The following is a 21,441-nucleotide window of genomic DNA, read 5'->3' as shown; positions in this document are numbered from 1 at the left end:
CCACCTCATTCTATCGGTCCGTGACGACGCTCGGGGCGGCCGTGTGACGGCGGTCGCCCGGTTTCGACCGCCTCCTCGACGCGAAACGGGTGGGCCGGTTCGCTCCAGTTCACTCAGTCCGAACCGGACGACGGATATCAGAATCTGTCGGAGCGCCCGGCGGCGGTCCAAGGGTCCGTCGGCGCGCCGTCCGAGACGCGGACCCGCCGGCGCTGTAACCGATCGATTCGACCGACGAACGACCACCGGTCGCCCTCCCAGTCGTCCGCGTCGTCGCGCTCGGCGGCCGCGACCGCGGCGGCCGCTTCGCCGTCTCGGACGTGAGCGGCGACGGCCGCCGCGATCGCGGCTGCCTCCGCGTCGTCCGCGTCGTCGGGGATCGTCAGCCCGGCGAGGACGTCGCGAGGCGTCTGCGCCGTTCGGTCCGTCTCGGTGTCGTCCGCGGACTCCGGTGCGTCCGTCGCCATCAGATCGGGATGTTGCCGTGTTTCTTGTCGGGCGACTCCGATCGCTTCCCCTTCAGCATCTTGAGGTCGGAGATCAGACGAGCGCGGGTCTCGGTGGGCTCGATCACGTCGTCGATGAAGCCGCGGTCGGCGGCGGTGTAGGGGTTTGCGAACTCCTCGCGGTACTCGTCGATCAGTTCCTGTCGGCGCGCGTCCGGGTCGTCGGCCGCGGCCAGTTCCTCGCGGTAGAGGACGTTGACCGCGCCCTTCGGCCCCATCACCGCGATCTCCGCAGTCGGCCACGCGTAGTTGACGTCGCCGCCGATGTGCTTCGACGACATCACGCAGTAGGCGCCGCCGTACGCCTTTCGGGTGATCACCGTCAGCAGGGGGACGGTCGCCTCCGAGAAGGCGTACAGCAGCTTCGCGCCGTGACGGATGATCCCGTTGTGTTCCTGGTCGGTACCGGGCATGAACCCGGGCACGTCCTCGAAGGTGACGATGGGGATGTTAAAGGCGTCACAGAAGCGGACGAACCGCGCGCCCTTCTGGCTCGACTCGATGTCGAGCGTGCCGGCGTTCACGCGGGGGTTGTTGGCGACGACGCCGACCGAGTGCCCGTCGAGCCGGCCGAAGCCGACGACGATGTTCTTCGCGAAGTTCTCCTGGACCTCGAAGAAGGACCCCTCGTCGACGACGCTGGCGATCACCTCCTTCATGTCGTACGGCTTGCGCGGCGCGTCGGGGACGATCTCGGTCAATTCGTCGTCCGCGCGCTCGGGGTCGTCCCACGGCTCGACGCGGGGCGGGTCCTCGACGTTGTTCGCGGGGAGATACGAGAGTAGCCGCGCGATGTTGTCGAGCGCGTCCTCCTCGCTCTCCTCGGCGAAGTGCGCGACACCGGAGGTCGAAGAGTGCGTGACCGCGCCGCCGAGTTCCTCGAAGCTCACCTCCTCGCCGGTCACCGTCTCGATGACGTCTGGACCGGTGATGAACATGTGCGAGGTGTCCTTGACCATGAAGGTGAAGTCGGTGATCGCGGGGGAGTACACCGCGCCGCCGGCACAGGGCCCCATGATCGCCGAGATCTGTGGGATCACGCCCGAGGCCTCGGTGTTGCGTCGGAAGATCTCGGCGAAGCCGCCGAGCGAGGCGACGCCCTCCTGAATGCGAGCGCCAGCGGAGTCGTTGAGCCCGACGACGGGAGCGCCGACGTCCATCGCCTTGTCCATCACCTTGCACACCTTCTCGGCGAACACCTCGCCGAGCGAGCCGCCGAAGACGGTGAAATCGTGTGCGAAGACGAACGTCTTTCGACCGTTCACCTCGCCGTATCCCGTCACGACGCCGTCGCCCGGGATCTGCTGTTCTTCCATCCCGAACGTGTGGTTTCGGTGGGTGCGGAAGCGGTCGAACTCGTGGAACGTCCCGTCGTCGAGGAAGTAGTCGATCCGCTCGCGCGCGGTCATCTTACCCTTCTCGTGTTGGGACTCGATCCGGTCTTCGCCGCCGCCTTTCGCCGCCGCCTCGCGTCGCTCGCGGAGATCGTCGATGCGGTCGTCCATCGTCACGCCGGACCACCCTGAGTCATTACGTCGAGGGTCACGAAGCGGCGTCAAAAGGGTTCCCCTATCCGACGTTTTCGAGATCGACGATCGTCGAGCGTTTCCGACGACGGTCACCTGTGCCGATGCGGCTGAACATCCCTCGCGGCGCGCGTGCGGTCGAACCGTCCTCAAGTGGTCGTCACAGCCCCTGTCTGCGGTTCACACGCGGACGGGCGGTTCGACGCTTTTAAACCTCCGATGGACCACTTTCCGCTGAGACAGGCTTCGCCTGTTTCACTGACCCGTAGGAGCGACCTGCGTACTACGGAGGTGAAAATGGCAGACACAATACAAGAGGCCGTGACCCTCGCACTCGACGATGCCCCCGAGCGGAACTTCCGCGAGACGGTGGACATCGCCATCAACCTGCGAGACCTCGACCTCAACGATCCGTCGAACCGCATCGACGAGTCCGTCGTGCTGCCGGCTGGAACGGGGCAGGAGACACAGATCGTCGTCTTCGCGGAGGGCGAAACCGCCGTCCGCGCAGAGGAGGTCGCTGACGAAGTACTCGACAGCGACGACCTCGAAGAGTTAGGAGACGACGACGACCGCGCTAAGGATCTGGCCGACGAGACCGACTTCTTCGTCGCCGAAGCCAGCCTGATGCAGGACATCGGTCGGTACCTCGGTACCGTCCTCGGTCCGCGCGGGAAGATGCCTACCCCACTGCAGCCGGACGACGACATCGTCGACACCGTCAACCGGATGAAAAACACCGTGCAGCTCCGGTCCCGCGACCGGCGCACGTTCCACACCCGCGTCGGTGCCGAAGACATGGGTGCCGAGGCGATCTCGGACAACATCGACGTCATCGTCCGGCGACTCGAAGCGAACCTCGAGAAGGGGCCGCTCAACATCGACGGGATCTTCGTGAAGACCACGATGGGTCCCGCCAAGGAGGTGCCCGTATGAGTTCGGTCCGCAAGACCGAGACGATCCCGCAGTGGAAACGCGAGGAGGTCGACGAACTCGTCGAGTTCATCGACTCGTTCAACTCCGTCGGGATCGTCGGCGTCGCCGGCATTCCGAGCCGCCAGCTTCAGGCCATGCGCCGAGAGCTTCACGGCTCCGCGGACGTCCGGATGAGCCGCAACACGCTCACCGTCCGCGCGCTGGAGGAAGTCGACGCGGGCGTCGAGGACTTGACTCAGTACGTCTCGGGTCAGGTGGCGCTCATCGGGACGAACGACAACCCGTTCGGCCTCTTCAAGCAGCTGGAAGCGTCGAAGACCCCCGCCCCCATCAGCGCGGGCGAGGTCGCCCCCAACGACGTCGTCATCCCCGAGGGTGACACCGGCGTCGACCCGGGACCGTTCGTCGGCGAACTCCAGACCGTCGGCGCGGCCGCCCGAATCCAGGACGGCTCGATCATGGTCACCGAGGACTCGAAGGTTCTCGAAGAGGGCGAGGTCGTCGACGACGACCTCGCGAACGTCCTCACCGAACTCGGCATCGAGCCGAAGGAAGTCGGACTCGACCTGAAGGGCGTCTACTCCGAGGGCGTCCTGTTCGAGCCGGACGAGCTCGAAATCGACGTCGACGAGTACGAGGCGGACATCCGCTCGGCGGCCGCCGCCGCGCGCAACCTCTCGGTCAACGCTGCGTACCCGACGGCCGCCACCGCCGGCACCCTTCTCGCGAAGGCGTCCGGTCAGGCGAAGTCCGTCGGGCTGTTCGCGGAGATCGAGAGCCCGGACGTCGTGCCCGACCTCATCGGGAAGGCCGACGCCCAACTCCGCGCGCTCGCCGCCCAGATCGACGACGAGGAGGCGCTCCCCGAGGAGCTGCAGGGTGTCGACGCCGCCCCGGCCCCGGAGACGGAAGACGCCGACGAGGAGGAACAGGCGGAGGAAGAAGACGACACGGACGACGCTGAGGCAACCGACGACGACGCCGACGATGACGACGGCGACGACGGCGGCGAGGGTCTCGGCGCGATGTTCGGATAACACTACGAGGATACACCAATGGAATACGTTTACGCTGCGCTCATCCTGAACGAGACCGGCGAAGAGATCAACGAAGACAACATCACCGGCGTGCTGGAAGCCGCCGGCGTCGACGTCGAGGAGTCCCGCGTCAAGGCGCTCGTCGCCGCGCTGGAAGACGTCGACATCGAGGAGGCCATCGAGACGGCCGCCGCGGCCCCCGCCGCTGGCGCGGCCGCCGGCGGCTCCGCGGACGACGGCGGCTCCGCGGACGACGACGACAACGAGGAAGCCGACGAGGCCGACGCGGCCGACGAAGCGGACGAGGACGACGACGAAGAAGACGGCGACGGCGGCGAGGGTCTCGGCGAGCTGTTCGGCTGAGCCCGGACCGACCCACCGTCATCTCGGCGTCTGTAGAGATGCGTCCGGAATTTTCCACACTTTTTCGTTCGCTAGTGACGACGCCGTCACGGAGGCGAGCAGGCGGGTCGGCGCCGAGACCGGTCAGTCGTCGGCCGGATCGTAGTTCTCCCCGGGTGAGCGGTGGTACCGTTCGGCGGGTGACCGGGCTCTCGCGCGACGAGAGAGCGGCCGTGACGAACTCCGACTGTCGGATGACAGTATCCGGCGTGATAACGCCGCCCGGGGGTTTTTAATCTACTCCGGAAAACCGAGGGTGATGAACATCGTCGACGGCGACAAGGTCGAGTGCGATCGGTGCGAGTCGGTGTTCCCGATCGAGGACGTCTCGCTGCTCGAAAAAGAGACGAATCGCGACTATGAGCGTGTGCTCTGTGCTGACTGTCTCGGGGTCGTCGGCGTGCCCAAGGGGTACACGCTCCGCCGCGACATCAGTCACCTCGCGGGATGAACGTCCCGCTCGTCGCTGCCTGCCCATCGAAGTGCTTTTTTAGCGGCGAGGGAAACTCGCGGGCATGGAAATCGACGCGGAACTCCGTCGGCAGATCACCGTCTCGCTGCTGGCGGCCGCGGCATTCATTCTCGGGCTGATCGGCATCGGCGTCACATTCGGCGACTCAGCCGCGCTTCCCGAGACCGGCGCGATCGCCCTCGTCGCACTGCTGGCCGGATTTGTCCTATTGATGGCGCTCGTCGGCGCGTACCTCATCCGTGCGAAGGACGACGACGCCTGATCGAGGCGCTACGCGCTCGCGGCGTGTGACGGACTCACCTCTTTTTCCTGCCACCCGTCGTCGACTCTCACTCTCGCCGCGGCTCTCACTCTCGTCGCGGCCCTCACTCTCGTCGCCTGCACACTCGATCTCACCGATCTCGTTCGCCTACCGATCTCGTTTGCCTACCGATCTCGTTCGTTCGCCTCGGTATCGGCGCTGCCGTCGTCGGGGTCGGACTCGTCTTCACCAGTCGTCTCGCGTCGCTCGCGCCAGTCGGTGACGTCGTCGGTCGCCGCCACCTGCGCTTCGTAGTACGCGAGCGGGTCCACAGCAACCTGCATGTGGTCGTCTTCGTTGTGACAGATCCCGTAGTTGGCGAGGGTCTCGCAGGTCGGCGGCGGGTACTGCGTCCCGCGATCGTCTCGAAGGTACTCGGTCTGATATCGGATCCCCTCCGCATCGAGGCTCGTGTCGGCACAGAACGCGACGATCTCGTCGGGCGTCATTCCGATCCCGACGAGAAACGCCATCAGCGCGAACGACTCCGGCGGGGACAACTCCGCGTCCCGCTCCGCCTTCTCGATCAGGTTCGTCATGCACGGGGGAAACAGATCGGGCGCGACGACGTCGATCGGTCCGGTGTAGCTCCGCTCGGAGAGCAGACGCTTGAGGTCGGCGACCCCCGACTCCAGCTCCGCCGCGATATCGCTGCCGTCGGTCAGTTCGAAGGGAAGTCCGTCGCGGACCCGCTCCTCGACCGCGGATTCGAGCGCGCGAAGGAGGTCACTGCGCGAGAGGTGGACCGCGCCGTCGGCGAGCGCTCGGTTGACGAGCCGCCACGACTCCCCCCACGACGGCGACGTGAGGTCTAGGTACGACCCCACGGCCATCCGGTAGTGCTCGGCCGTGCGGTTCGCGCGGCCGGCACGGTTGCTGCCGACCGCGATGGCCGGCTCCGCCTGCACCGCGTCGGCGAGGTCGAACTCGGCGAGCACGCCGTCGAGCGTGACGGTCGGCGTCGACACCGACCGCAACGCGTCGTCGGTCTCCAGATCCTCGCGAATCCGGTCCATGGCGGTCGCCGCCTCCGCCGCGGCGTACTTCTCGATCGCGGGCTCCGAGTCGAGAAGCGACACGAGGATCCGCGCGATCGGGTACGAGAGCAGTTCCGCCTGCGTGTCGTAGTCCGACTCGTCGGGGAACCGCCCGCTCTCCGATTCGACCGTGCCGTCGAGCAGCGCGCGCTCGACGCGTTCGCGGCCGCGCTCGACCGCCGGCGCGTCCGCCGCGACGAGTTCCGGCAGCGACACCGTCGCATCGGCGACGGCGTCGCGGGCGCTCTCGAAGAACGGGTACTTGGCGTCGAGCACGTCCATGTCCGCTCCGAGGTAGCGACGGCCGGCGAATAAGCGGTGCGGTCCGTGGCGGGAGCGGAGAAGGTGTTACTCGGTGTCGCCGTCGCCCGGTCCTTCCACCGGTGCACCGGGCGCGTTCGATTTCACGCTGCGGAGCCCCTGTTTCGCCTTCTGTTTCGAGGCGTACCCCTGGCCGCCGTCGGCGACGATGTTGCCGTTGTCGTGGCGGAGCCGCCAGCGCCACTCGTCTCCGCTGTCCCTGAACAGCTCGAAGACCGCGTCGCTGCCGCCGTCGGCGGGCGGCTCCTCGTCGCGGTCGACGTCGACCACGTGAGCTCCGGGCGCGTTGCGCCGGACGCTCTCGATTCCCGATCGCGCGTCGCGTTTGTCGCTGTACCCCTCCCCGCCGTCGGCGATGATGTTGCCGTTGTCGTGGCGGAGCCGCCAGCGCCACTCGTCCGCACTGTCGGCGTACAGCTCGAACGTCGCCTTGCTGGCGACCGCGTCGTCGTCGATCTCGCCGTCGGCCTCGGGCCACTCCATTTCGACCTCGAAGTGGACCGTCTCGCCGTCGCGTTCGAGTTCGACCTCGACGTCCGGCTCCGCGGCCGGATCGACCGTCACCGTGCCCGCCTCGTCGACGGGGACGGGCTCGCCGCGGCGGAGCGCGCGAGCGATTCGTCGGAAGTACGTCGCCATCGCCTGTCGGCTCCGCGACCGTCGAGACTCGTGGACCGTTTCGTCTGTCATGTGTGTTCACGTCACACTCGGCACACAAAACGCTATGGCCCGCGCTGCGTCCGAACGTGTACGGACAAGAGCTAAGTGGCGTTCTCTCGGCTGTCGACGTATGGGTGAGGAGCCGAAGGGTGTGGAGGAATCGAAGGGCGTCGAGGAGTCGAAGAGCGTCGAGGAGTCGGAGGGCGTCGAGGAGTCGGAAAGCGTCGAGGAGTCGAAGGGGATCCGCGAGGGCGTCGAGGAATCGACGGGCGATCCGCGACTCATCGTGCTTTTGAACGCCGTGTTGTCGACGTGGCTCGCGTGGACCGCCGTGTGGGGGCTCGACCTGCTGGGCGTCGTCGAATACGGTCTCACCAACGTCGCAACCCTCGCGATTGTGATATTCGCCCTGACGTACGTCGTCGTGTTGCGGTGACCGGCGGCGGAGACGACCGGCACTGTCGTCGACGCGGTCGGTCGCGGTTCGCCATATTTTAAGCGAACGCGACCGGAGGTCCGGCGATGACCATCGAAGACCGCGACAACGCGTATCTCATCACGCACGCGCTGGCGACGGACACCCTCTCGCGGCTCCGCGACGTCGAGACCGAGCAGGTCGCGTTCCGCAAGGGGCTGGTGAAACTCGGTCGCATCTGCGGGTACGAGATCATCGACGGCGCGATGGAGACCGAGTACGTCCCCGTGCAGACGCCGCTCGAAGAGACGACCGGGGAGCGCGTGAAGGGGCTCGACGACGTGGTGATCATCAACGTCCTCCGGGCCGCGACGCCGTTCGTCGAGGGGCTGCTCAAGGCGTTCCCGCGCGCGAAACAGGGCGTCATCTCCGCCGGCCGCGACGAGGAAGCGGGTATGACCGCCGACGGCGAGTTCCCGATCACCATCGACTACGTGAAGCTGCCGGAGATCAGCCCCGACGACACCGTGATCGTCGCCGATCCGATGCTCGCGACCGGTTCCACGATGGTCGCCGTCCTCGACCACGTCCTCGCGGAGGCCGACGACTTCGAGGACCTGTTCGTCCTCTCCGCGGTCTCCGCGCCCGACGGTCTCGTCCGCGTGAGCGAAGCAGTCCCCGAGGCCGACCTGTTGACGGTAGCCATCGACGACCGGCTCGACGACGAGGGGTTCATCGTCCCCGGCCTCGGCGACGCCGGCGACCGCGCGTTCCGCACGGTCTGAGGCTCCCACTACCGCGGTCAGACGCTCCGACGTACTTTTAAGAGCCATCCCTACGACCGATTCGTATGAGCGACGCGCCGACGACCGAGCCCTGTGACGGCTGTGGCGATCCCACGACGGACGCGCTCGCGCGGACCCTCCGGCTGAGCGTCGACCGCGCGAACATCGACACCCAGCGGCTCTGTCCCGACTGCTTCGCCGACTGGATCCGGCGATATCAAGACCGGATGGCCGACCGCGACGGCGACGGGGGCGACTCGGAGATCATCATCGATTGAGCCGCCGGCGACGCGACCTCACTCACCCGGCAACGTCCGACCGGACCGCCCGTCTTAAGCCCCACGGGCACGGACGCCGAAGCAAATGGATCTCGCCATCGACGCCCCGGCCCCGTCGGCACCCGACTGCGCCGTCGGCGGCACGTGGCTCGCCTGCATCGAGTGCGACGAGACGTTCGCGCCCTTCGCGGACGTGCGGTACACCTGCGACGAGTGCGACGGCCTGCTGGAAGTCCGCTACGACGACCCACCGACGTTCGACGACTTCGGTGCGGGCGCGTCCACCGAAGGTCCCGACCGTGGCGTGTGGCGCTACCGCGAGGGGCTCCCCTTCGACCTCGGCGTGACGCTGCCGGAGGGCGACACGCCGCTGCACCGCGTTCCCCGCATCGAGGAGTCGGTCGGCGTCGACGCACTCCGGATCAAACACGAGGGGATGAACCCCACCGGCTCGTTCAAGGACCGCGGGATGACGGTCGGCGTCCGTGTCGCCAAAGAACTCGGCGTCGGCGCGCTCGCCTGCGCGTCCACCGGGAACACCTCCGCGGCGCTCGCGGCCTACGGCGGCCGCGGGGACATGGAGACGCTCGTGTTACTCCCGCAGGGGAAAGTCGCCGCGGGGAAGGTCGCGCAGGCTAGCCTCCACGGCGCGCGCATCCTCGAAGTCGACGGTAACTTCGACGCCTGCCTCGACATCGTCCAGGAACTCGCCGCCCGCGGAGAGGCGTACCTGCTCAACTCGCTGAACCCGTTCCGCCTAGAAGGCCAGAAGACGATCGGCTTCGAGATCTTAGAGGCGTTCCGCGAGGACTACGGCACGGTTCCGGACCGGATCGTCCTCCCCGTCGGCAACGCCGGGAACACCGCGGCCCTGTACAAGGGGTTCCGCGAACTCGTCCAGTCTGGCGCGCTCGACGTCGAGGACGTTCCCAAGCTCACCGGCGTGCAGGCGGCTGGCGCTGCGCCGATGGTCGAGGCGATCGAGGAGGGCAACGACGAGATCCGCCGCTGGGAGGAGGTCGAGACCCGCGCGACGGCGATCCGGATCGGCAACCCCGTCAACGCGCCGAAGGCGATCCCCGGGATCAAGAACACCGGCGGTACCGCCGTCTCCGTCGAGGATGACGAGATCACCGACGCCCAGCGTCAGCTCGCCGAGGAGGGCGTCGGCGTCGAGCCCGCCTCCGCTGCGAGCCTCGCCGGTCTGAAGAAGCTCCGCCGCGAGGGCGTCGTCGACGACGACGAGCAGGTCGTCTGTCTAACGACCGGCCACCTGCTGAAAGACCCCGACGCCGCCTACGAGGCGGGTGGCGACCCCGAGCCCGTCCCGAACGACGTGGACGCCGTGGTCGAACACCTGCACGAGTGACGGAAGGGTCGGCGACACCGTGAGAAACACCGATTCCGATTCCCGTTTTGCGCGACGCGAACGATGACGTCTTTTCTCTCGTGAGCCCCGGGGTGGTTCGCGTGGGGGGCCGATCGTCCGGAAGAACGGCGATCCGACGCCTACTCTGCCGTCCGTCCGTCCGCGCCGTCGAGGGTGATCTCCGTGACCTCGACGATCCGGTCGTCACCGAGGAGTTCCTCGAGCGCGACGTCCGGCACGTCCTGGTCGAGGTTGTAGACGGTGAGCGCCTCGCCGCCCTGCGTCTCGCGGGCGTTGAACATCCCGGCGATGTTGACGTCGTGGTCGCCGAGGACGGTGCCGATGAGGCCGATGACGCCGGGCTCGTCGGTGTTGCGCGCGACGAGCATGTGTCCGTACGGGACTGCGTCGACGCGGAAGCCGTCGATGCGGACGATCCGCGCGTCCTCGCCGGCGAACAGGGTCCCCTCGACGGCGATGGAGTCGTCGCCGTTGTGGACGGTGACGCGGATCAGACTCTGGAAGTCCTCCGTCTGGCGGGTCTTCGACTCGGTCACCTCGATGCCGCGCTCCTCGGCGAGCCGCGGCGCGTTGACGGCGTTGACCTGCCACTCCAGCGGCTCGAACACGCCCTTGAGCGCCGACGCCGTGACGAGTTCGACGTCCTCGGCGGCGATGTCGCCCTCGTAGGTCGCTTCGACCTCGGTGATGCGTCCGTCGAGCAGTTGCGCGGCGACCTTGCCCGCGGTCTCCGCCACGTCGATGTACGGCTCGATCCGCGGGAAGGCGGTCTCGTCGACGGAGGGTGCGTTGAGCGCGGTCAAGACAGGCTCGTCGTTGAACGCCGAGAGGACGGCCTCGGCGGTGTCGACGGCGACGTTCTCCTGGGCGGCCTCAGTGGAGGCCCCGAGGTGCGGCGTGACGACGACCTTCTCAACGTCGAGCAGCGGCGAGTCAGCCGGGAGCGGCTCTTCGGCGAAAGAGTCGAGCGCCGCGCCCGCGAGCACGCCGTCGTCGACCGCCTCCGCGAGCGCGGGCTCGTCGACGATGCCGCCGCGCGCGCAGTTGATCAGGTAGCCGCCCTCCAGCTGGGCCAGTTCGTCCTCGCTGATCATTCCCTCGGTCTCGGGCAGCAGGGGCGTGTGGATCGTCGCGAAGTCGCCGGCCGCGAGCGCGTCGTGGAGGTCGTCGATCAGTTCCGCCCCGAGGCGATCCGCGCGTTCCTCAGAGATGTACGGGTCGTAGACGACCAGGTCCATGCCGAGCGAGTCGAGCCGCTTCGCGACCTCCTGACCGACGCGGCCGAGTCCGACGATGGTGAGCGTCTTGTTGTTCACTTCCGTGCCGAGGAACTCGCCTTTGGCCCACTCGCCGTCGACGAGGCGACCGTGCGCCTGCGGGATGGAGCGCGCGACGGCGAACGTCATCGCGACGGTGTGTTCGGCGGCGGCCCGGACGTTCCCGTCGGGCGCGTTGGCGACGATGACGCCGTGGTCGGTCGCCGCCTCGATGTCGATGTTGTCGACGCCGATCCCCGCGCGGCCGACGATGACGAGATCGTCCGCGGCCTCGAAGACGGCCTCGTTCACGTCGGTGCCGGAGCGTACGATGAGGGCGTTGGCGTCGCTGACGGCCGCCAAGAGCGCGTCGCCCTCGGCTTCGTAGTCCGTTTCGACCTCGTGGCCGGCGTCTCGGAGTCGGTCCAACCCCGCGTCTGCGATGGGGTCGGTCACGAGTACCTTCATACGCGTGTCCACCGGCGGGGCGAGGTTAACCCTTTCCGAATCGCGCCGTTTTGCCGCCCGTATCGATCCGCTATCGTGCATATCGATCCCCCTAATTTCCGGTGGAAACTGGTCGTTCGTGCGTATGCGGTGTGGCGGTCGGTGATGCGCGAGGCGTCGCCGGCGGAGTTGTGTCTCGCGGAGCTTTAGATCGAGTTCGACACAATCCGTCTTCGGCGCGGCGGCGGTACTGCCTTTTATATTCGCCCGCATGGTGCGGTATGGACCTCACTGTCGCCTTCGCAGGCGTCGCCGCCATCGTCGTGTTGACGGCCATCAGCGCCTTCTTCTCCAGTTCGGAACTCGCCGTCTTCTCCGTGGCGACCCACCGCGTCGACTCGCTCGTCGCCGCGGACGTGCCCGGATCGCGGGCGCTCGCCGCGCTGCGCGAGGACTCTCACCGCTTCCTCGTCACCGCCCTCGTGAGCAACAACGTCGCCAACATCGCGGCCGCGTCCGTCGCGACCGCGGTGTTCGTCCGGTTCGGGTTCTCGGCGGGCACCGCGGCGACCGGGTCGACCGCGATCACCTCGGTGTTCATCATCGTGTTCGGCGAGATCGCACCGAAGTCGTACGCGGTCGCGCACGCGGAGCGACACGCCCTGCGCGTCTCGCGGCCCGTTCTCGCGATCCAGCGCGTCCTCCGCCCGATCCTCTACCTATTCGAGGCGCTCTCCGGAGTCGTCAACCGGTTCACGGGCGGGGAGTCGTCGATCGAGTCGTATCTCACCCGCGAGGAGATCGAGACGCTTGTGCTCTCCGGGGAGGCGGCGGGCGCGCTCGACGCCGACGAGAGCGCGATGATCCGCGGCGTCCTCGACTTGGAGTCGACGCGCGTGGCGTCGGTGATGGTCCCGCGCACGGACATGGTGTCGCTCCCCGCCACGTCGAGTCCGGCGGACGTGCTCTCGGCGGCCGCGACCGAGGGCGTCACCCGCCTCCCCGTCTACGGGAAGAACCGCGACGACGTGGTCGGCGTCGTCGACGTGCGCGACGCCATCCGCGCCACCGAGACGGGCGACGACCTAGCGAGTGCGCTGCGGGAGCCGACGTTCGTTCCGGAGACCCAGTCGATCGACGAGCTGTTCGAGCGAATGCGCACCGATGGATTCCGGCTCGCGGTCGTCGTCGACGAGTTCGGCGCGGTCGTCGGGCTCGTCACGCTCGAAGACGTGATCGAGGAGGTCGTCGGCGAACTCGTGGGGCGGTGGGAACACGACCACGTCGATGTCGTCGCCCCGGACGCGGCAGTCGTCCGGGGCTGGACCACCGTTGGGCACCTCAACGAGGCGCTCGGCCTCTCACTGCCGAGCGACGGGGTCGAGACGGTCGCCGGATTGATCACCCAACGGCTCGGCCGGCTTCCGGAGGAGGGAGACCGCGTCGCGGTCGACGACGTCACGCTCACCGTCACGGGCGCGACTGCGACGCGAGTCACCCGGGTCCGGGTCGAACATTCGGGCGGCCTCGAATCGGACGAGAGCGGCGAAGACGAACGCGGCACGAACGGACACGGCGGCGATGACGACCAGTTCGATGACGAGTAGCGCGCCCGCGAGCCGCGGATTTCTCGTAACACAACATACATATCCGTCGCTCCGGTCCTCACCGTATACGCGCTCTCACATGATGGCTCGATTGGTCGGTGGTCGCCGATGATGGCTCGCTGGGCGTGCGGTCACTGCGGGTTCATCGCATGGGCCGACGACCGGGAGGCGATGCGCGAGGTCACCGGCTCGCATCTGCTCGCGCACACGCCCGAGGCGGTCACGCAATCTGATTTCCGAACGAACTGGGACTGTCCGTACTGTGCCACGGCGAAGACGGCCTACGACGTCGACGGTGCGGTCGAGGAGTTCAAGGCGCACCTCCACGAGCACGTCGCCGATCGGATCGTCGCCGACGCGCACGTGGCCGACCGCTTCGATTGGGACGGAACGGTCCGGATCGACGCGCCCGTCGACAGCGACGACGCCGACGCGCTCCGCACGCACTTCCACGGCCACGCCGAGTTGGTTATCGCGGTCACCCCCGACCCCGAGCGATTCGTCCGACTGCTCGACGATCGACTCGACGCGTGGCCACGTCGAACGGTCGTCGTCAGCACCGAGGCGTACCGCTTCGACGAGGAGGCAGCGGTCGATGTCGAAGACGGATCGATAGAGGTGGTCGAACTGGATCCCCGGCTCGGCCCCGACGAACTCGGCGAGACCGTCTCGCGAATCATCGACGCGAACCACGATGCGGGCGACGTGCTCTCACTCGAAGTGAGCGTGTTTCACGAGATCGTATCCGCCTTCGACGTCCGGACGGCCTGTGGATTCGTCCAGATGCTCTCGGCGCGGCTCGACGACTCCGGCGGTTCCCTCCAGATCTACGCCGACGGCGACGCCGATCCGAACGTGTCGACCGCGATGAACTTCCTCGACGGCGAGATCGATTTGACGCTCACCCCCGAGGACGGCCGATTCATTCGTCGCGCGTGAGGCCGGTGGCGTCGCGCCCGCCGGACGCTTCTTCGCCAGTCGTCCGAGTGTCGGATTCAGTCGTCCGAGCCTCGTGCCGATCGGTGTAGTCCGCAGGCCACCGTACGTAGACGTACTCGATCGCACGATCGACCGCGGACGCGGCCGTCTGCCGCTTGATCCGACGCACCACCCGACGGGCCCGACGTTTCGTCTCCGGGCGCGTCGCTGGATCGTCCGCCAGTTCCCGAAGCGCGCGCTCGACGTTCGGCGTCGCGGCCGACGGCAGGTACGCGGCCGCGATGTCGGCAGTCTGGCCGTCGGCGTGGTCGAGCGCGTCGAGGAGCCACGAGACCGCGACCCCTCGCTCGGAACGGGATTCGGCTTCGATCTTCCCCGTGGCTCCCCGGTCGGCGTCGTCGGCCCCAGTCTCGCACGGGTCGGATCCCGCGGCCACCGCGAGTTCGCCGAGGAGCCACGCGGCGCACCGCTCCGTCGCTGCGGTGGCGCGGTCAGACCGATCGCCCGTCACGACCTCCGCGAGGAGCCGCCCCACATCCGGGTGTCGGTCGTCGGACGCCGTTCCGGGCGCGCCGTCCGTTTCAGCACGGTCGGCCGCCGTGGAAACGAGTCGCTCGCGAAGCTCTCGCCCGCGAACCGCCTCCCCCTCGGCGACGAGCCGGACGAGAGACACCGTCGCGGCGTATCGCACCGCGGGCGAGGGATCGCCGAGCGAGTCACACAGCGTCTCCGCCGCGTCGCGCCGGTCGATGCCGTGCAGCCGCTCGACTGTCAGACGCCGCAGGCCCTCGTCGCCGACGTCGACGGCCGTCGAGAGGAGATCCACGGCGTCGGCCGTCCCGATCGCGACCAGCGCGTCGACCGCTGCGCGCCGAACGAGGGCGTTCGTCGTCCCCAACAGTCCCCTGATCGGCTCGACGGCCTCGCCGCCGAGTTCCGCGTAGGCCCGCACCGACCGAGCCTGTACCCGAGGGTCGCCGTCGTCGAAGGCGTCGCGGACGACCGCGATCGACCGTTCGGTGCCGACCGACGCGAGGCCGGTGGCACCGACCATTCGATACTCCCCGAACTCGCTCGTGAGCCATCGTGCGAACAGTTCCTCGGGATCGCGCCCAGTTCCGGACTCTCGTTGGTGAAGCCTCGCGGCGACCTGCTGTACCAGTTCGTCGAGGTAGCGATCGCCGTGGAAGTACAGCGAGTCGATGGCCTCCGCGCGCACCCCGGCGTCGTCGTCGGTGAGAGCCACGCGAAGCAGTCGATCCGCGATTTCCCGTTCGCTCGTCGCCATCGAACTCGACGGGTTGCCGAGCGCTTCGACGGCCTCTTTCCGAGTCGCCGGGTCGGTGCGCTCGTCGAGTAGCGCGAACGCCTCCGGCCGCGTGTTCTCACTCCTCTCACCGCTCTGAGTGTCGCGGCCGCCGCTGTCGCGTTCAGCATCTCCCGAGTCCGAGCCGGCCATTTCACCCCTCTCGCGGTTCGACGGCGGTTCGATTCGCCGTTGGTTCGTCGTTCATCTGTCACGACTTCTTCTAGCACCGCGATTAAACGTACCCCTGAGAGTATCAGCGATGAGAACCGTGGTCGCCGATCAGCAGTTTCGCGGTGGGGTCTCCGGCCTCGAGGAGCGAACGAGGTGAGCGTGTCGGCCGGAGGGGAAAATTGGGGATGCGAGCGGAAGAACTCGTCAGTCGCGTCGGCACGGTCGAGATCGCTACTACCGGTCTTGTGGACTGTCAGCGGTCGTCGGGTGGATGCACGAAGAGCCCGTCCGCGATCGGGAGGCTCGCGGCGAGGGATCCGCCGGCGACCGAAACGACCCACGCGTCGAACAGCAGCGCGGCCGGAGCGTACACGCCGGCGAAGAGGAGAGGAACGAGCGCGAGCTGTAGGTCCGCGCGCTCGGGAGCGTTCGGCGCGCCGATGACGGTCGAGCCACTCATCAGTCCATGTACCCCAAATCGCGTAGTTTCCGTGCGATCTGACTGGCTTCCGTCTCCGAGATTGCGTCGTCCGCCTCCATCTCGCGGACGACCACGTGTTTCACGAACTCCTTGACGGAGCCGAACGGTTCGTCTTCGATGTACTCCTCCACGTCTGCGACGAACTCCTTGCGCAGCGAAATCGTTGTGTAGTCGCTCATTGCCGAGGCGGTGGCGCGCCGCCGTGAAAAGTTTAATTACATCTAATTACAGCTTCGTCCGGAGCGTCTCCGCGGTCGCGTCGCCGACGCCGTCGACGTCGGTGAGGTCCTCCCGGGAGGCCTCGCGGATGCTCTCGACCGATCCGAACCGTCGGAGCAGGCGGCGGCGGGTCTGCGGGCCGACGCCGGGTACGTCGTCGAGCACCGTCTTCACCTCGTCGCGGACGGTCTGGTGGTACTGGACCGCGAAGCGGTGCGCCTCGTCGCGCACCCGCTGGAGGAGGTGGAGTTCGGGCGCGTCGTCGGGCCACCGCTCGGTGCCCGTCGGCGTCACGACCAGCTCCTCGGACTTCGCGAGCGCGACGACCGGCACGCCCCAGCCCGTCTCCGCGAGGGCGTCGCGCGCGGCCCCGAGCTGTCCCTCGCCGCCGTCGACGAGAAGCAGGTCCGGGTCGGGGCGGTCGTCTGCGTCGTCGATCGCGCGCTCGGCGCGCCAGCGGACCAGCTCGCGCATGTTGGCGTAGTCGTCGTTGCGCTCGGTGAGCTTCTTGCGCCGGTAGTCGGCCGTCTCGGCGCTCCCGTCGACGAAGCAGACGTCGGAGCCGACCACGGCGGTCCCCCGCGCGTGGCTCACGTCGAACCCCTCGATCCGGACCGGGCGGTCGACCCCGAGCCGGTCGCCCAGCGCGCCCACGGGATCGTCGCGACCGCCGCGCCTGCGAGCGTTCTTGAGCGCGAGTTCGACGAGTTTCGCCTCTCGCCCCGCCCCCGGCACCCGCACCGAGACGCCCTCCGCCTCCAGCCAGTCGACCACGTCGGAGTCCGACGGGCGCTCGGCCAAGAGGACGGCGTCCGGGAACTCGCGCTCGGCGTAGTACTGCGTCAGAAACGCGGACAACACCGCTGCGGGGGTGGTCGCGGCTGGTTCGGTGGGGTCGTCAGAATTCGTCTCGTCGGCCCCGTCCCCCTCGACCGCCGCGTCGAGCCGGTGCTGGCTCCGGTCGACGAGCTGTCCGCGCTCGCTGTGGAGCCGGGCCACGCGGGCGGTGTCTCCCTCCACGGCGGCCGCGAGCACGTCGACGGCCCGGTCGTCCCCGGGGTCGCTCACGGCCTCGCCGCCCGCACCGTGGAACGCCTCGACGGCCTCCAGCCGGTCGCGGAGGTTGGCCGCGCGCTCGAACTCGGCGTTCTCTGCGGCGGCCTCCATCCGCCGCCGGAGGGGATCGGCGAGCGCACCCGTCTCGCCCTCGAAGAACCGCCGGGCCGCGGCGACGTCCTCGGCGTAGCTCTCGGGGTCGATCTCGCCGGTACAGGGGGCCGAGCAGATCCCCATCTCGTAGTCGAGACAGGGACGGTCGCGGTTCGCGTACTTGTGGTCCGAACAGCCGCGGAGGCCGTACACGTCTCGCACCGCCTTCAGGACCGTCTCGACTCGCCCCTTGTCGGTGAACGGTCCGTACGCGACCGCGCCAGCTTCCGGATCTCGTGTCACCTCGACCCGCGGGACGGAGTGATCGGAGAAGGAAACGAGCGGATACGACTTGTCGTCTTTCAGGCGGACGTTGTACCGCGGGCGGAGCCGCTTGACGAGGTTCGCCTCCAAGAGGAGCGCCTGCGTCTCCGTGTCGGTGACGGCGAACTCGATCCGGTCGGCGCGCTCGACCATCCCGCGGATGCGCTCCGAGCGCGGGTCCGCGTACGACCGGACCCGGTCGCGGAGGTCGACCGCCTTGCCGACGTACAGGGTCGCGTCGCCGCGGCGAAACTGATACACCCCGGGCTCGGTCGGGAGCGTTCCGGCCCGGTCACGGACTGCGTCGGCGTCCATCTCTCGAGAGGAGATAGCTGTCGAGCGGGTTTGAACGCTACGGGCGTGGAACGGGGGCCCGGGGCGGAACGGCGCGTGAACGCGCTCGCCGCCGTCTTCCAGTGCGATTATCAGAATAGAATATTTGACGCGGCCGTTTATATAGGTAGTCTGGTGAATCCCACATAGATATGACGGGACTTCGAGGGCTGCTCCGGCGGGCACTCGGACGAGGGCGGGACTCGCGGTCGGTCCCGGACGGCGGTATCGTCGTCGACGACGCCGAGCGACCGAACCCCGACATCGGCGACGGTGATATCGGCTCCCGCGCGGTACGCGACGAGGATGGCGTCAACCGCGCCGGAACGCTTGCTGGTGCCGGTTTCGAGCAGGTGTTCAACGCGACGAGTGTTCCGATGTTCATCCTCGACCGTCAGGGAAACGTCGCCGAGTGGAACGAGTCGATCGCCGCGCTCACCGAAACCGAGCGCGAGGACGCGATCGGACACAGTCACGTCTCGGAGCTGTTTTACCCCGACGGTCGCCGCGCCGACACGCTCGCCGACAAGGTGCTCGACGCCCCGGAGGACGCCGAGGAAGTGTACGACGTGGAGGCCTGTGACTCCGCCCGCAACCGCTACCGCGACACCAGCACGATGGTCGACCGCCACGGCGACGAAAAGCACATCGAGTTCACGGCCACCGTGCTCTACGACGACGACGAGGTCGTCGGCGTGACGGAGGTCGTCGTCGACCGGACCGACGACGTGGAAGACCGCGAGGCGACGAGCCAGTTGGTCACCGAGATCCGCGAGACTGCGGAGGCGATCGGCGACGGTAACCTCGACGCCCGCGCGGAGCGAAAAGACGAGTTCGACCGACTCAGCGACGACCTGCTCCGCGTCGTCGACGTCGTCAACGGAATGGCGACGAACCTCGAAGACCTCTCGAACGGCGTCCACGAGCAGGCTCGCGAGATAGACGCGACCGTCGAAGAGGCCAGCGCGGCGGCCGACGAGATCGCGGAGAACGTCGACGAGCAGAACGAGCTGCTAGAGGAGAGCGTCTCGGAGATGCAGTCCTTCTCGGCGGGGATGGAAGAGGTCGCCGCCACCGCGGATCAGGTCGACTCCGCGGCGGTCGCCGCCAGCGAGGCGGCCGACCAGGGGCTCGACGCCAGCGAGGACGCCCGCGCGGCAACCGAAGACGTCGTCGAGATCGGTGACGAACTCGTCGAGAGCGTCGGCGCGCTCTCGGAGCGAATGGACGACATCGAGGAGGTGATCGAGGTGATCTCGGACGTGGCCGAGCAGACGAACCTGCTCGCGTTGAACGCCAACATCGAGGCCGCCCGCGCCGGGGAGGACGGCAACGGCTTCGCAGTCGTCGCCGAGGAGGTGAAGAAGCTCGCCGACGAGACCCGAGGCTACACAGAGGACATCACGGAGAGCCTCGACCAGCTACAGGCGCAGTCAGAAGAGACCAGCACCGCGGTCGAGCGCTCCCACGAGCGGATCGACGACGCCGGCGCTGAGATCGAGACGGTCCTCGACGCGCTCGAAGAGATCGCCGACGCGGTCGACGAGGCGGCCGCTGGCGTCGCCGAGGTCGCCCGCACCACGGACGATCAGGCCGCCACCGTCGAGGAACTCACCTCGTCGATGGAGGCGGTCCGCGAGCGCTCCGACCGCACCGAGGAGGCGACCGATCGCATCGTGACCGCGACCGACGAACAGGAGGCCGCCGTCGACGAACTCATCACGCGGGTCGAACGGCTCGACGCGAACTGACCGGTCCCGCCGCGCGGTTGCGTCCCGACATCGTCCGATCTGGTTCGTTCACGTCATACGGAACGAATCGAGCACGTCCGGATCTATCTCGACGCCGATTCCCGGTGAATCCGGTATCGGAACCGAGTTCCCGTCGTTCGTTATCGGGTCGACCGCGAGATCTTCTCGAATCGGGTTCGGCGTGCGGTCGAACTCGAGCATCGGGTCTCCGGGGATCGTCGCGAGCACTTGCAGACTCGCGCCGAGCGCGATGGCGCTCCCGAAGACGTGCGGAACGCACTGAACGTTGTACGCGTCGGAAAGCGTGGCGACCCGACGGGTCGAGGTCAGTCCGCCCGCGCTCGTCACGTCCGGTTGGGTTATCCCGACAGCCGCGGCGTCTAACACGCGGGCGAATTCGTGTTCGAACGCCCAGCACTCGCCGCCCGCCAGCGGAGTGTCGAGTTCGCTGTTGAGAGACTCGTAGTTGTCGATCGCGTGGGGACGAACGGGCTCTTCGAACCAGTAGACGCCGAGGTCCTCCAGCCGTTTGCCAACTCGACGGGCCGTGGCGGAGTCGTACGCGTGGTTCGCATCGGTCATCAGGCGGATGTCGTCACCGACGGCCTCCCGGATGGCGCGGACGAGTTCGACGTCCTCCTTCCATCCCCACGGGAAGTCGGGGTGGCGCTGGAATCCGATCTTGTTCTTGAGTGCGTCGAACCCCGCGTCGACGTGTCCCTTCGCCTCGTCGACGATGCGGCCTTTCAACATCTCGAAGTCGTCGGCGTCGGTCCAGAAGTGTCCCGTCGCGTACGCGCGGACGCGGTCACGGCGTCGCCCGCCGAGCAGTTCGGAAACGGGAGCTCCCAGCGACTTCCCGTACGCGTCCCAGAGCGCGATGTCTACCCCGCTCACGACGCTCGCCGGAGTGTAGGAGTGATACGACCCGGTCAGTTTGAACACGAGGTCGTCGTGGATCTGCTCTATGTTTCGAACGTCTTTGCCCTCGATCCACGGGGTGACGTACTCCTCGATAATCTCGCGGTTGCCGGCGACCGGCCCCCAACACTCTCCCCAGCCGGTGATCCCCTCCACGGTTTCGACTTTGATGAGGCAGTACTGACGGCTGGAGATCCACTTCTGTGCGATCGCGATGCGTTCGTCCAGTTCGCGGCGAAGCGGGATCGCTTCGATGCTCTCGATTCGCATGACACGCATGTGCAAACACCGCCTATTTAAAAGACTCTATCGCGTCCGCCGCCGGTGAATCGCCATCACCGCACGGCGTCGGTCGCCCCGCGGATCAGCACGGAGATCTCACCCCGTCTGAGAGGCAAGGCGTTTCGACTCGGGGTTCCGTTATTTCGCCGCCGCCGAACGTTTAACCCCGGCGAGCCCCCAGAACTC

The 21,441-nt window shown here is 67.7% G+C and carries 21 protein-coding genes and 1 pseudogene; 12 read left to right on the top strand and 10 right to left on the bottom strand.

Features of this window, described 5'->3' with window-relative positions; translation table 11 throughout:
• Positions 1–137 precede the first annotated feature (137 nt).
• Positions 138–467 (bottom strand): hypothetical protein, encoded by a 330-nt coding sequence (locus ACZ45C_RS03250; protein ID WP_460562763.1) that lies wholly within the window; start codon positions 465–467, stop codon positions 138–140.
• Positions 467–2,011 carry an acyl-CoA carboxylase subunit beta gene (locus tag ACZ45C_RS03245; protein ID WP_460562764.1) on the bottom strand — a complete coding sequence of 515 codons (1,545 nt, stop codon included), beginning with the start codon at positions 2,009–2,011 and terminating at the stop codon, positions 467–469. Before ACZ45C_RS03245 ends, ACZ45C_RS03250 begins: the two co-directional genes overlap by 1 nt.
• A 318-nt stretch (positions 2,012–2,329) precedes the next feature.
• On the opposite strand from ACZ45C_RS03245, the gene ACZ45C_RS03240 reads away from it, so the two are divergent.
• From ACZ45C_RS03240 to ACZ45C_RS03220, 5 genes are all read left to right on the top strand, one after another.
• On the top strand, positions 2,330–2,968 hold the full coding sequence (locus tag ACZ45C_RS03240; protein ID WP_460562765.1) for a 50S ribosomal protein L1: 639 nt from the start codon (positions 2,330–2,332) through the stop codon (positions 2,966–2,968).
• Positions 2,965–4,005 (top strand): 50S ribosomal protein L10, encoded by a 1,041-nt coding sequence (locus ACZ45C_RS03235; RefSeq protein WP_460562766.1) that lies wholly within the window; start codon positions 2,965–2,967, stop codon positions 4,003–4,005. The genes ACZ45C_RS03240 and ACZ45C_RS03235 overlap by 4 nt, the downstream gene beginning before the upstream one ends.
• 18 nt (positions 4,006–4,023) lie before the next feature.
• On the top strand, positions 4,024–4,368 hold the full coding sequence (gene rpl12p, locus ACZ45C_RS03230) for a 50S ribosomal protein P1 (RefSeq protein WP_460562767.1): 345 nt from the start codon (positions 4,024–4,026) through the stop codon (positions 4,366–4,368).
• Positions 4,369–4,666: 298 nt separating this feature from the next.
• Complete coding sequence (locus ACZ45C_RS03225) at positions 4,667–4,858, top strand: hypothetical protein (protein WP_460562768.1); 192 nt, start codon at positions 4,667–4,669, stop codon at positions 4,856–4,858.
• Between the two features lie 64 nt (positions 4,859–4,922).
• Complete coding sequence (locus tag ACZ45C_RS03220) at positions 4,923–5,141, top strand: DUF7472 family protein (RefSeq protein WP_460562769.1); 219 nt, start codon at positions 4,923–4,925, stop codon at positions 5,139–5,141.
• A 164-nt stretch (positions 5,142–5,305) separates the two neighbouring features.
• On the opposite strand, the gene ACZ45C_RS03215 is transcribed toward ACZ45C_RS03220, so the two are convergent.
• Positions 5,306–6,499: a DNA primase gene (locus ACZ45C_RS03215; RefSeq protein ID WP_460562770.1), complete on the bottom strand. Its 1,194-nt coding sequence runs from the start codon at positions 6,497–6,499 to the stop codon at positions 5,306–5,308.
• Between the two features lie 66 nt (positions 6,500–6,565).
• Positions 6,566–7,228: an HVO_2922 family protein gene (locus ACZ45C_RS03210; protein WP_460562771.1), complete on the bottom strand. Its 663-nt coding sequence runs from the start codon at positions 7,226–7,228 to the stop codon at positions 6,566–6,568.
• Positions 7,229–7,424: 196 nt separating this feature from the next.
• Between ACZ45C_RS03210 and ACZ45C_RS03205 the strand changes: the two are divergent.
• From ACZ45C_RS03205 to thrC, 4 genes and pseudogenes are all read left to right on the top strand, one after another.
• A pseudogene (locus ACZ45C_RS03205) lies at positions 7,425–7,634 on the top strand (hypothetical protein); the annotation flags it as partial.
• A gap of 86 nt (positions 7,635–7,720) precedes the next feature.
• Positions 7,721–8,398 carry a uracil phosphoribosyltransferase gene (upp, locus tag ACZ45C_RS03200; RefSeq protein WP_460562772.1) on the top strand — a complete coding sequence of 226 codons (678 nt, stop codon included), beginning with the start codon at positions 7,721–7,723 and terminating at the stop codon, positions 8,396–8,398.
• 65 nt (positions 8,399–8,463) lie between these two features.
• On the top strand, positions 8,464–8,676 hold the full coding sequence (locus ACZ45C_RS03195) for a DUF7569 family protein (RefSeq protein ID WP_460562773.1): 213 nt from the start codon (positions 8,464–8,466) through the stop codon (positions 8,674–8,676).
• A gap of 85 nt (positions 8,677–8,761) precedes the next feature.
• Positions 8,762–10,045, top strand: a complete 1,284-nt coding sequence (thrC, locus tag ACZ45C_RS03190; protein WP_460562774.1) for a threonine synthase — start codon at positions 8,762–8,764, stop codon at positions 10,043–10,045.
• Positions 10,046–10,185: 140 nt separating this feature from the next.
• Here thrC and serA read toward each other — a convergent pair whose 3' ends face one another.
• Entirely contained in the window at positions 10,186–11,790 is a 1,605-nt protein-coding gene (serA, locus tag ACZ45C_RS03185; protein ID WP_460562775.1) for a phosphoglycerate dehydrogenase, read from the bottom strand.
• A gap of 260 nt (positions 11,791–12,050) precedes the next feature.
• Between serA and ACZ45C_RS03180 the strand changes: the two genes are divergently transcribed.
• Positions 12,051–13,376: a hemolysin family protein gene (locus ACZ45C_RS03180; RefSeq protein ID WP_460562776.1), complete on the top strand. Its 1,326-nt coding sequence runs from the start codon at positions 12,051–12,053 to the stop codon at positions 13,374–13,376.
• Positions 13,377–13,484: 108 nt separating this feature from the next.
• Entirely contained in the window at positions 13,485–14,315 is an 831-nt protein-coding gene (locus ACZ45C_RS03175; RefSeq protein ID WP_460562777.1) for a hypothetical protein, read from the top strand.
• Here the strand turns inward: ACZ45C_RS03175 and ACZ45C_RS03170 are convergent.
• From ACZ45C_RS03170 to ACZ45C_RS03155, 4 genes are all read right to left on the bottom strand, one after another.
• Positions 14,299–15,774: a HEAT repeat domain-containing protein gene (locus ACZ45C_RS03170; protein ID WP_460562778.1), complete on the bottom strand. Its 1,476-nt coding sequence runs from the start codon at positions 15,772–15,774 to the stop codon at positions 14,299–14,301. The genes ACZ45C_RS03175 and ACZ45C_RS03170 overlap by 17 nt on opposite strands.
• Before the next feature lie 274 nt (positions 15,775–16,048).
• Positions 16,049–16,255: a hypothetical protein gene (locus tag ACZ45C_RS03165; RefSeq protein WP_460562779.1), complete on the bottom strand. Its 207-nt coding sequence runs from the start codon at positions 16,253–16,255 to the stop codon at positions 16,049–16,051.
• The gene (locus ACZ45C_RS03160) at positions 16,255–16,455 is read right to left on the bottom strand and encodes a hypothetical protein (RefSeq protein ID WP_460562780.1); all 201 of its coding nucleotides are present in this window, start codon (positions 16,453–16,455) and stop codon (positions 16,255–16,257) included. The genes ACZ45C_RS03165 and ACZ45C_RS03160 overlap by 1 nt, the downstream gene beginning before the upstream one ends.
• A 46-nt stretch (positions 16,456–16,501) precedes the next feature.
• Complete coding sequence (locus tag ACZ45C_RS03155; protein ID WP_460562781.1) at positions 16,502–18,283, bottom strand: excinuclease ABC subunit C; 1,782 nt, start codon at positions 18,281–18,283, stop codon at positions 16,502–16,504.
• A 170-nt stretch (positions 18,284–18,453) separates the two neighbouring features.
• Here ACZ45C_RS03155 and ACZ45C_RS03150 point away from each other — a divergent pair, with 170 nt between their 5' ends.
• Positions 18,454–20,052 (top strand): methyl-accepting chemotaxis protein, encoded by a 1,599-nt coding sequence (locus tag ACZ45C_RS03150; protein WP_460562782.1) that lies wholly within the window; start codon positions 18,454–18,456, stop codon positions 20,050–20,052.
• A gap of 48 nt (positions 20,053–20,100) precedes the next feature.
• Here the strand turns inward: ACZ45C_RS03150 and ACZ45C_RS03145 are convergent, their stop codons facing one another.
• Positions 20,101–21,252 carry a mandelate racemase/muconate lactonizing enzyme family protein gene (locus ACZ45C_RS03145; protein ID WP_464374329.1) on the bottom strand — a complete coding sequence of 384 codons (1,152 nt, stop codon included), beginning with the start codon at positions 21,250–21,252 and terminating at the stop codon, positions 20,101–20,103.
• Between the last annotated feature and the right edge of the window lie 189 nt (positions 21,253–21,441).

The organism is Halorubrum pallidum (assembly GCF_055380345.1).
This window is presented reverse-complemented; position numbering and strand designations above follow the sequence as displayed.